This is a genomic window from Halorubrum laminariae, from assembly GCF_024494655.1.
GTDB lineage: Archaea > Halobacteriota > Halobacteria > Halobacteriales > Haloferacaceae > Halorubrum > Halorubrum laminariae.
In genome coordinates this window covers 1-10,213 of the sequence record NZ_JANHDL010000028.1, presented here as the reverse complement: position 1 = coordinate 10,213, position 10,213 = coordinate 1, and the positions used below count along the sequence as shown (strand labels likewise).

9 protein-coding genes and 2 pseudogenes are annotated in these 10,213 nt (G+C 59.0%); 7 read left to right on the top strand and 4 right to left on the bottom strand.

Annotated elements, in window-relative coordinates; genetic code table 11:
• Positions 1-73 (bottom strand): annotated as a pseudogene (locus tag NO887_RS18155) (IS6 family transposase); the annotation flags it as partial.
• A 78-nt stretch (positions 74-151) separates the two neighbouring features.
• Between NO887_RS18155 and NO887_RS18150 the strand changes: the two are divergent.
• The 3 genes from NO887_RS18150 (at position 152) to NO887_RS18140 (ending at position 4,271) form a co-directional block, all read left to right on the top strand.
• A complete protein-coding gene (locus NO887_RS18150; protein ID WP_256419577.1) occupies positions 152-976 on the top strand; it encodes a hypothetical protein in 825 nt (274 codons plus the stop codon).
• A gap of 273 nt (positions 977-1,249) precedes the next feature.
• Complete coding sequence (locus tag NO887_RS18145; RefSeq protein WP_256419576.1) at positions 1,250-1,651, top strand: hypothetical protein; 402 nt, start codon at positions 1,250-1,252, stop codon at positions 1,649-1,651.
• Positions 1,652-2,579: 928 nt separating this feature from the next.
• Positions 2,580-4,271, top strand: a complete 1,692-nt coding sequence (locus NO887_RS18140; RefSeq protein WP_256419575.1) for an ATP-binding protein — start codon at positions 2,580-2,582, stop codon at positions 4,269-4,271.
• Here the strand turns inward: NO887_RS18140 and NO887_RS18135 are convergent.
• Entirely contained in the window at positions 4,255-4,599 is a 345-nt protein-coding gene (locus NO887_RS18135) for an ArsR/SmtB family transcription factor (protein ID WP_256419574.1), read from the bottom strand. The two genes, NO887_RS18140 and NO887_RS18135, sit on opposite strands and share 17 nt — an antisense overlap.
• Positions 4,600-4,763: 164 nt before the next feature.
• Here NO887_RS18135 and NO887_RS18130 point away from each other — a divergent pair, with 164 nt between their 5' ends.
• Complete coding sequence (locus NO887_RS18130; protein ID WP_256419573.1) at positions 4,764-5,342, top strand: response regulator; 579 nt, start codon at positions 4,764-4,766, stop codon at positions 5,340-5,342.
• A gap of 4 nt (positions 5,343-5,346) precedes the next feature.
• Here the strand turns inward: NO887_RS18130 and NO887_RS18125 are convergent, their stop codons facing one another.
• Together NO887_RS18125 and NO887_RS18120 are read right to left on the bottom strand one after the other, a co-directional pair.
• On the bottom strand, positions 5,347-6,885 hold the full coding sequence (locus NO887_RS18125; protein WP_256419572.1) for a bacterio-opsin activator domain-containing protein: 1,539 nt from the start codon (positions 6,883-6,885) through the stop codon (positions 5,347-5,349).
• Positions 6,886-6,887: 2 nt separating this feature from the next.
• Positions 6,888-7,859 (bottom strand): sensor histidine kinase, encoded by a 972-nt coding sequence (locus NO887_RS18120; RefSeq protein WP_256419571.1) that lies wholly within the window; start codon positions 7,857-7,859, stop codon positions 6,888-6,890.
• A gap of 215 nt (positions 7,860-8,074) precedes the next feature.
• Here NO887_RS18120 and NO887_RS18115 point away from each other — a divergent pair, with 215 nt between their 5' ends.
• The 3 genes and pseudogenes from NO887_RS18115 to NO887_RS18105 all read left to right on the top strand — a co-directional run.
• Positions 8,075-8,734, top strand: a complete 660-nt coding sequence (locus NO887_RS18115) for an AIM24 family protein (RefSeq protein ID WP_256419570.1) — start codon at positions 8,075-8,077, stop codon at positions 8,732-8,734.
• A 166-nt stretch (positions 8,735-8,900) separates the two neighbouring features.
• Positions 8,901-9,290, top strand: a complete 390-nt coding sequence (tnpA, locus tag NO887_RS18110; protein ID WP_256419569.1) for an IS200/IS605 family transposase — start codon at positions 8,901-8,903, stop codon at positions 9,288-9,290.
• A pseudogene (locus NO887_RS18105) lies at positions 9,287-10,111 on the top strand (RNA-guided endonuclease TnpB family protein); the annotation flags it as partial. The gene tnpA and the pseudogene NO887_RS18105, both read left to right, overlap by 4 nt.
• Between the last annotated feature and the right edge of the window lie 102 nt (positions 10,112-10,213).

Below are 10,213 nucleotides of genomic sequence, written 5' to 3'. Positions count from 1 at the left end.
GTGTTGCTTCTCGCTCCACAAACTCTAAGTTGATCTCGTCTAAACAGCCGCTGAGGCGGTCGTTTTCGAGCATAGATCACTTTGAAAACGCACCGCCTCACCTTTCAATCCTTATCTGAACACCGCCCTCGGGGCGGCAGGCGGCCAAGAGATGGGGTTCACACTGCTTGTTGGTTTTGTTGGAGCAAAAACAATACTCGCTATCTCGAACGTTTCCACGGGCCGTTTCGGTACCACAGTCCGTCGATTTGTCAAACGACTGGGTGACGATGATCTCAGCCGGCCACAGCCGGAACTCGATCTCCCGGCCGAGTCAGTGCAAGCCCGCGTGACGGTGAACCCCAGATCGGTCCTGCTGGGAAGTTTCTCAGCGATCGGGCTTGGATTCGCTAACCGTGTCGGCATTCTTGTTCTCTTCGGCTTCATTGCTGCCGTCGGAGCCGGACACATCGTTTGGATTACTCTCGCGCTGGGGATGATACTCATCATTGCTGGTGTAAGAGTCCTGAGCTACTACCTTCGGTACGGTACCATAGAGTATCAGCGGCGTGGAGAAACGCTCGTCGCATACGACACACTACTTGAGGCACCACAGTGGGTTGTCCCGATCCGATCCGGGGCTCAATTCTCGATACAGAATGCGATCCCGGATCGAATCTTCGGAACAGGAACCCTCACTATCTCTGGAGTCGACACGGTACCGAATGATGAAGCACAGTTCGGCCCAGTAACAGATCTCGATCAGGCGATTGAGACACTTGGTCTGCCAGTGCGACGCGAAGAACGCCCGTCACGAGATACTGCCGTCATTGCTGCGTCAATCGGACTAATCCTATGCTTCGGTGCTGTTCCTGTCGGGTTACTTTTCACATCACAGGTCAGCCAGACCGAAGCATTCGGAATTCTGGCTGCATTTGGACCATTCTTTCTCATCCCAATCGGCGCGCTGTTGTGGGCTGCGCTCTCACGAATTTGAGACCATAACGTATTCGTAGTCTAGCTTCGAGCTCAAAAACACGAGTGGCCGACGTGCGACACTCTGCCTCTCCAAACTTAGAGAGATCTGGCTCTGTTGAAATCCTTAGAAAGTGATACATTCTGGTTCGGCGTAGTCAGTACAGCATGTATATTCAACGGAGTACCTTTGACAACGGTGGGTGCCACGAGAGACGGACTAGTCGGTGTCGTGAAATGTAGCCAATTTGAATAAACGGACTCTTTATGTTTTCATCGTTCTTGACCGCAATTTGTGACCGAACAGCCCTCCAATACTGAGATAGATATCGGACTTATTGCCCAGACGATCTTCGTTCTCGCGGTGGTTATCGGCATCCCTTCGGCGTTTGCGCTCGATGGACAACTCCGCTCACTCACCTTCGTAATCCTAGCCGTCCTGCTGCTCGTGGGCTTTCTTGTCGTCGGTTACCGCCACGCACGCCGACAGAAATCTCTCCACCAGCACATCGCTTTTTTGATAGTTTGGTTCGGTGGTTTCGCTCTAGCAGAGCGGCTCGCTCGCACAGCAAGCGGCCGCCTCCCAGAGCCAATTCCATACCTCTTGGCGATAGGCGTCACGCTCGGTGCACTGTGGGTTGGTTCACGGCTTGCTTACGGTGGTGCACTGACTCGGGCGGTGTTTGGGTCAGACTGAGACTTCACAAGGAGACTGAACTGGTCAGTTGAGGTCCGGCTACTCCCAATACAAGCGTTCTATGTCGCATTCATAGGCACGTTCTGTCGGTCAGTTCGGGATCTAGATGATGAGGGGTCTCAAGCCTTGCTGGAGTCGCTCGGGTTCGAACACGAAGGAACGTTACGAGAAGCATTGTGGTACCGCGGGGAATACTACGATACCCTCATTTACGGACAGATTGGCGGACGGGCGATTGACATCCACCCCGCGCTGAAGCGCGAGGCTTTCTCCTTGCTTATCTGTAGCGCTCAGCAACGTCCGCTCTCTAGAGTGGGTACACTGGTACATCGTGACGCGCAGCGAGAACGGGAGGCCGTAGTGGTCGGCCGTTCTGTTCACCCACGGAGAGCTTCGGAAGGTAGCGTCTTGGAGGGCCAGCGGGGGAACTGCCGGCAGGGGGGATGCCGGCGGGGAGAGAGGTAGCTGACCACGCCCGCCGTGCGTCACGACGGGCACCTTCTACTCCATGTGCAGGAGGGAAGTAAGGGAATGGAGTGTTTCGCTGTCTGCAACAGACCCGTGTCTGTGTTTCTGAGCCTGCAACGCACACTAAGTGATTATTGGGGGGTCACCACAACAACCAGTATGGCAGTTTCCATCAGTCGGTCGGTTGGTCATGGACTGAGATACTCGCTGTTACGTTCAGGCACGGTTGGGTTCCTGTCATCACTCTCCTCACCGGCGACTGCTACCGTCGGTGACGTCGTTGCTAGTACGAGTGCACACAGTGGTGCCGACAGCGGCGGTATCGCGACCAACGACGCGGTTGATAAGGCGAATCGACAGCTTTGATGAACAGACCGACAGTGAGTTCCCGACGACGACGCAATCGATCACCGGCCTCAATACGGATGCGCCGGAAGAGCCGAATGGTATCGAGGACACGATGAACGTCTTCGCTCTCTCGGTCTCGCTGGCCATCGACGGGATCGCCGTCGCGCTGTTGGCGTGGGTGACGTGGCGGGCCGCCAGAGATCGATCGCCACCGAACGCGACCGCTTTCGCTGCCATGGCTGCCGGATTGTTGGTATGGGCGCTTCTGTCGCTTCTTTCAGAATTCCCACACGAATGGTCGGTGGGTGCGGGGATGGCCGCTGTCGGGCAGATTCTACCGATTGTATTTATTCCCGCGATCTGGCTGGTCTACGTGCTCGGCTACACCGGTCGTGGTACCGGACTGACCCGCCCACGGATCGCGTTATTCGTCCTCCTCGCGCTTCCGCTTGTCGGCGCGGCAGCCACGTTTGAGGGCGACCCATCAAGGGAGGCGGTCCAGCGGTCGCTCGCGTCGCTTGCGGGGACCGAACTTCTGCTCTTGTTCGTCGTATACATCTACGCGGCTGCCGTCTTTCTCCGCTACGGGTGGAGCCACGGACGAATCTCGAAGACACAGCTTGCGGCACAGTTCGGTGCGGTCTCAGCACCGTACGTGGTCGGTACGTGGCTTGACGGTAGTCGCATCGTCGACGGAGTGACAGCCGGACTGCTCTTCTCCGGGGTGCTGTTGGCGATCTCGATCCGGCGCTACCCCGTGCTGACGGGATTCCCGAAGGCAGACTATGTCGCCCGTTCACGCGTCGTGGAAGCGCTACAGGAGGCCGTAGTCGTCGTCGACTGGGACGGCCATATCCTCGACGCCAACGCAACGGCCGAGGACCTGTTTGACCAGTCAACTCGGGAGATGATCGGCGCGCCGATGATGTCGATCGTCGACGGAATAAACGATGTGGACCTGTCGCCCGGGACGACCGACACCGTCACGCTCAGAACGACCCGAGGCCGCCGCCAGTTCCAGTTCTCCGTCTCCACCGTCGAAGGTGACGATGCCGACAGCGGGGGAACGCCGGTTGCCAGAGCGGTGTTACTTCGAGACGTGACCGACCAACGCACCCGAGAGCAGCGACTTTCCGTCCTCAACCGCGTCCTGAGACACAACGTGCGGAACAAGCTCGACGTGATCCTTGCCCACGCGGATCACGTCGATGATGAGATCCATCGGACAGCGATCCGGGACAGTGCCACCGATCTGTCGTCAATTAGCCGGAAAGCACGGGACGCTGAGGCAGTGATGACTGACAGCAACGGCCCCCCATCGCCGGTCGATCTCACTGCCGTGGCCAAGGAGGTTGCTACGACAGCCCGAGAGGACCATCCCGAGAGCAACGTCTCGGTCGATGCGCCCGAAAACCTACAAATCACTACCCATCGGACGATAGTTCGCCGTCTCGTAGTCGAACTCATTGAGAACGCAATTGTCCACTCGACTGATCCCGTACGAGTCGACATTGAAGTCAGCACAACCACCGACGGGACTCCACAACTCCGCGTCACCGATACGGGCCCCGGCATCCCCGATCGCGAACGCGAACTGCTCACCAGGGCGGGGGAAACCCAGCTCGAACACGGGCTTGGTGTGGGCCTGTGGTTTGTCAACTGGGCGGTCAATCAACTTGGTGCCGAACTCGAATTCGAGCAGGCCAGCGACGAAGGGACCGTCGTCGTCGTCCACTTCCACGATGCCAATAGGCTCACTGACGAGAGGAAAGACTCGTCCGACGACGCTACAGACCAAAACTGACTGCCGCTTCGATGTCGCCATCATCAAGCGAAATCGAGAGATGTCGGGCCGACGCAGCGAACTGTTCGCGGTGGTGACCGTCGGAAGAGATCTGATGCTCGCTCGTCACGAGCCCGGCGTCCCGGAGCTCGTTAAGACGTCGGTACGCCGTCGCCCGCGAGACGCCAGCTACTTGGGCGACGGCACGTCCGCCGCGAGGTCTCTCCGAGACTGCCTCAAACACGCGACGGGTGTACTTGTCGCCGAGTAGATCGAGAAGCTCTGCGGTCGTCGGTCGGGAAGTTGACTCTTCTGCGCATTCGTGACTCGATTGAGGGCGTGCCGCCATACGACTACGGTGCGGTGGAACTCCCTTGGTCGAACATGCTCAGTATCCAGACGAGCGAATCTGCACGTATCTCACTATGCAGATTGTGAAGAGCTACCACAGTTTTCCACGTCGAACGAAACCAGTTATGTTGATTCGGCAGAAAATCCGGGACACGCTCCACCATGGCGGATACCGACACCGACCAGGGCCCAAAGATTCTTGTCGTCGACGACGAGCAGGAGGTCGCCGACGCCTACGCACTCCGACTCCGCGGCGAATGGGCGGTGGAGACGGCCTATGGGGGTCAAGAGGCGCTGTCGACGGTCGAGGATCAGACGATGGATATCGTTCTTCTTGACCGGCATATGCCCGATATCTCTGGCGACGAGGTACTCGAAACACTGGAGGAACGCGGGTTTGAGGGCCGCGTTGTGATGGTTACCGCAATCGATCCGGGGTTCGACGTGTTGGATCTCCCCTTCGACGACTATCTCTGTAAGCCAGTCGACCGTGCGGATATCCGTTCAGTCGTCGACCAACAGCGCCAGGTCCTCGCCTACGAGACGCTTGGAGAGTACTTCAGTGCGAAATCCACAGAAACGGTTCTGGCGTCCCAGACCAGCCCAGAACAGCGCGGGAATCACGAGGAATTTGCGGTAGTACGCGAACGCGCGAACCGGCTCGAACAACGTGCACGGCGACTACTGGACGACGAGACGATGCTCGCAGAGTTCGCAGGTATCGATCGCGACGGGCGATGAACGCCTACGATCTGTCGCCGGTGTGCTCGTCATAGAACGCGTCAAGCAACTTCCGCTGGCTCGCGCGCAGGTGGTGCAGTAGCGTCGATCCCGTGATCCCGAGCGACTCGGCGACTTCCTCGGCCGTGCTTCCCCGCGGCGATTCGAAGTAGTCCGCGAGGTAGGCCGTCCGAAGCACGGTTTCCTGTCGATCGGTGAGCTGCTCACTCAGTTCGTTCCGGAACTCTCGCGCCGTCGTCGGCGACCGCGTCCGGTCCCGGCGAGCGAGGACAGGTGCAGGCTCATCGTCACCGATTTCGACCGCCAATCGGCGGACAGTAGCGTCGCTGGACAGTTCAACGACTAATCGACCGGCACCATCCTCGAACGTCGCCGTCCGAATGGTCGCCCCATAGGCGACGGTCGCCACGAGCGGTGTCTCACTCCCGAGCGTGAGTTCGATTCGTCCGTGGTCGTCGTCCGACTGGCGGATGACCCGCCCCCCATCGACGTTCTGCATTGATGCAGTCGCGTCAACGATCGCTTCTGGGACAGTCCCTGAGACAGTAAGGAAACAGGTGAGGCCGTCGTCGTCAGCCGGGACCGTGCCGCCGAGCGTGAGCTCCGCGTCACAGGACTCGCTGAGTTGGGCGAGCGTGGAGTGTGCCCCGAGCTCGAACGTAACCTCGGTGATCGTGTCCGCGAGTAGCAGCTGACGGTTTCGGGTTGCATTGATTGCCAGTCCCGCGAGTTCACCGAGCGCCTCGAAGCTCGATCGCTCGTGGTCGCTGAAGGCCTCTTTCGTTCCCGCGTAGACCCCGACGACCCCGTAGACGCTAGATCCGTACACCAGTGGCACAGCCAGCACCGACTGGACACCGTCGCCGAACCCGGCAACTCGAACCGATTCCGGGACCGTTTCGTCGCCGCTCAGCGACTGGATCAGCTGCGGACGTTGTCGCTCAACCGCCCGCTGTTCGGGAGTGGTGTCTCCGCGCTTGACCGCCGCGCGGACCGCCGGAAAGGTCTCGCCTTGGTCGCCCGCGACGCCCTCCACGTCCAGACCCTCGCCGTCAGCAACACGGACCCCGGTCCACGCGAACTGATACTGTTCGGAGTTCCCCAGTCGCTCTCGAATCGTCTCCGTTATCTCCGCTCGTGAGGCGGCACCGACCAATCCTCGGAGAACGTCGGCGATTAGACGGTCGACGACGGCGACGCGCTCGTGTTCAGCACGGAGCCGTTCACGCGCCTGTTGGTGAGTCTTGCGCTCGGTCACGTCGTCGACGTAGACAGTTGCAGTTCCGTCGCCCGAAACCACTGACACCGATAGCCACCGGTCGATCGTCGGGTAGTACTCCTCGAACATCGTGTCCGCCACTGATTCTCCGTCGAAGGCGTTCGGGAGTGAGTCCGCAACCGATCGAGGAAACACGTCAGCGATCTTCTCGCCGCTGGGGTCCTCAGCCGTGAGAAGCTCTGACGCGATCTCGTTGCTCGCCATCACGATCCGATCTCGCACCGTGATCACACCGATCGGTGCGTTCTGGAGGCGGTCCTCCATCGTTACAGCTCCGCGTCGAACCGGATCTCGATTCGTGTCCCACCACGATCGCTTTCCGCGATCAAAACCGTCCAGTCGTGGGCTTCTGCAATCCGATCGACGATTGCGAGGCCGAGCCCGGTGCCACCGCCATCGATCGTGTATCCTGGCCGGAAGACGTCGTCGCGCTCGGCTGCAGGGATACCGGGGCCATCATCGGCGACAAACACCCCGGCCGTTCCGTCTGCCAGTATTCCAACTTGAACGGTTCCACCCTCGGACCCGTGTTCGATACTGTTCCGAAAGAGGTTCTCGAACAGCCGTTGGAAGCGATCGAGATCGGCTCTTACCGTCGGGAGCGACCCGTCGAACTGGAGCGTCCATGTCTCGGTCTCGACGGTCTGCCACGCGCGTTCCGCCATCTTGCGGACTGAGACCTCATGCTCGGGGTTCAGCGCTGCCTCACCACGAGCAAGCGTCAGCACGTCCTGAATGATCCGCTCCATTCGATCATGAGCGGCGTCGATAGCGTCGAAGTGCTCGTCTGCCCCCGTCTCGCGTGCGGCCTCAAGGTGTGCACCAGCCACATCAAGCGGATTTCGCAGATCATGACTGATCACGCTTGCCACCTGACCAACATCGACATCATCGGTAAACGAGGCGGCGGGGTCACGGGGGCTGAAAACTATCGCTCCACCGTCTGCGTCGGGCGTGAGGACATGAGCTACGTACTGACCGGCACCGGCGGTTTCCAACAAGAGTTCAACCGCTTCGCCAGCACGGAGTTGTTCCTCAGGAGCCTCACCACCAGACGATTTTACCGTGTCGAACCGCTCGAAAAGGGCCGAGACTGGCTCCTCGGGATCGACACCGATCGCTGTGTCGAACGCATCGTTAGTCGCCATCACTGTCGGAACGCCATCCTGCAGTTCGTACGTGAGTACAGGGTCGGGATGAGAGGCAAGCGAGATTCGTAGCGCGCTAGGCTCACTCATCGTCACCTCGGCGCGGTCAGGTGTGTCGTCGATCGATTAGCCATCCTGCTACCGACTCTAGACACCGTCCGGTTTAATGTCTGCCCCCCGCTGCGCGATCTGAAACACGGACAGACGGATCCACACTTCAAATAGATCGGGACCGAACACCGTGTTTCTGCATCAGAAACGCGAGGAAATGGCTTTGTGGCTGACACCGAGATGCCCAAACGCGAATGAACTTAGACGAATTTGTCGATGCGAACGCCCCTCAGAAGAGTAGTGACGGCTTCCAGAAAGTCAACAAGCGACTGTTGGAGATTCCCTTCGAGGGGACAGTGATGGTGAAAGCCGGATCAATGATAGCCTATACCGGCGACGTGACGTTCACCGGAAAGTCTTCCGCCGAGGGCGGGATCTCAGGGTTCGTTAAGGAGGCCGTCAGCGGCGAGGGAACGCCGATCATGGAGGCCGAGGGATCCGGAACGCTCTACGTAGCAGAACAGGGCAAAAAGGTACAGATCCTCTCGCTCGACGCCGACGAGTCAATATCTGTCAACGGCACCGATGTCCTCGGGTTCGAGAAGAAGATCGACTACGAGATAAGCACCGTCGGGGGGCTCTCCCAAGCCGCTGCTGGCGGGCTCACGAATGTGTTCCTCACCGGCCCCGGAGAGGTGGCGGTCACGACTCACGGCGATCCCGTCGTGATGACGCCACCGGTCACGACCGATCCCGACGCCACCGTCGCGTGGAGCGCCAACCTCTCGCCGTCGATCGGGACGAACAAGACAATCGAAATTGGTCAGACGTCCGGTGAACAACTGCAAATGCAGTTCAACGGCTCTGAGGGGTTCGTCGTCGTTCAACCCTACGAGGAAGGCAGCCAGATGTAGGCACAAATCGCGAGTACCTGCTGATACATAGTGCAAGCGCATACCCGCGTCTTTAGGCGCGGGTCAAGCGGACAATAGCGTACATCTCTACCGACGATTGCACGGCTGGATCTCCCACCGTGTACGATGTTTTTAAGATGCCACAGAGGCATAGTGTGTGGTGCGGATGAAGACCACACGGCACGCAACGTACAACCTCAATTACCACATAGTGTGGATACCGAAGTACCGCCAACCGGTACTCGTCGGTGACGTTGCAACCCGTGTGCGAAACATCCTCCACGAAATAGCCGACGACAAAGGGTTGGAGATTATCGACCTGACCGTCCAACCCGACCACATCCACCTGTTCGTCAGTAGCCCGCCAAAACACGCCCCGTCACTTCTCGCCAACTGGTTCAAAGGCATCAGTTCGCGGAAGTACAACCACCGCTACGCCGACCATGACGCCGAGAAAATCAAATGGGCACGCGGCTACTACGCAGGAACAGCGGGCCACATTTCGAGCGAGACTGTCAAGAAGTACATCCAGCGTCACGAGGAGGACGAACAGTGACCGAACTCACCGAGACGCTGGAACTGAAGCTTGTGGAACCAAACGCCCACAAGCATCGGAAACTCTGTGAGACGAAACAGGCGTATTAAGACGCGCTCGAAGCCGCGTTCAACGCCAACTGTACCTCACAGTCGGCGGCGAACGACGTGGTGATCAACTACGACTTGAGTGGGTACGCGAAGAACGCGCTCAAAAAGTACGTCCCGCAACTCTGTGGCGGAAGCTACGACGCGAAAGAGCTTCACGACGACCACCCTATTCGGTTCACGAACGAAGGCCCGACGCTCGACCACAAGCCACAGAACACCATCGAGTGGTACGTCAAAATCCCGCACCATGACGACTACCACCTCTGGTTGCCCGCACAACCGAATCCCGAACAGCGGGAGTGGTTGGAGGCGTTGCACGCGGGGGACGCGAAGATGGGTGAGTGTCGGTTGTTCGACCGTGACGGCGAATGGTACTTCCATATCGTCGCCACGCGAGACGTGGCGGAACGAGAATCCAGTTCGGCGGAGACGCCGATTGGGGTAGACATCGGGGAAGCCTCTTTGTTAACGGTGTGTCACCGTGACGAGCGCGGCTCCCCGACTGCACCCAACCTCTGGAACGACGAAGGCAAGCGAGTCCGACAACTCCTCGAGACGTATTTCACGGCGACTCGACGCCTTCAGCAACGCGGAAGCGAACGTATCGCAGAGTCCTACGGCGACGGGTTGTGGCGACACATCGACCACATCCTCCACACAGTCACATCGGAGGTGGTCGCCTACGCCGACCAATTTGAGAACCCCATACTCAGTACCTCACAAAGCATCCACAGCTAGCTGTTTCTGCGGCCTGAGTTCTGTCTCGAAGCGGTTGTACTGATGGTCTCGATGAGATGATTACGGACGGATCGACGGAGAGCTGTCGCTGTCGGC

What these genes read in the sequence shown, in the direction of transcription:
- NO887_RS18150 (WP_256419577.1), top strand. Translation starts at nt 152, where the DNA reads ATGGGGTTCACACTGCTTGTTGGTTTTGTTGGAGCAAAAACAATACTC.
- NO887_RS18140 (WP_256419575.1), top strand. Translation starts at nt 2,580, where the DNA reads ATGAACGTCTTCGCTCTCTCGGTCTCGCTGGCCATCGACGGGATCGCC.
- NO887_RS18125 (WP_256419572.1), bottom strand. Translation starts at nt 6,885, where the DNA reads ATGGAGGACCGCCTCCAGAACGCACCGATCGGTGTGATCACGGTGCGA.
- NO887_RS18120 (WP_256419571.1), bottom strand. Translation starts at nt 7,859, where the DNA reads ATGAGTGAGCCTAGCGCGCTACGAATCTCGCTTGCCTCTCATCCCGAC.
- NO887_RS18115 (WP_256419570.1), top strand. Translation starts at nt 8,075, where the DNA reads ATGAACTTAGACGAATTTGTCGATGCGAACGCCCCTCAGAAGAGTAGT.
- tnpA (WP_256419569.1), top strand. Translation starts at nt 8,901, where the DNA reads ATGAAGACCACACGGCACGCAACGTACAACCTCAATTACCACATAGTG.
- NO887_RS18135 (WP_256419574.1), bottom strand. Translation starts at nt 4,599, where the DNA reads ATGGCGGCACGCCCTCAATCGAGTCACGAATGCGCAGAAGAGTCAACT.
- NO887_RS18130 (WP_256419573.1), top strand. Translation starts at nt 4,764, where the DNA reads ATGGCGGATACCGACACCGACCAGGGCCCAAAGATTCTTGTCGTCGAC.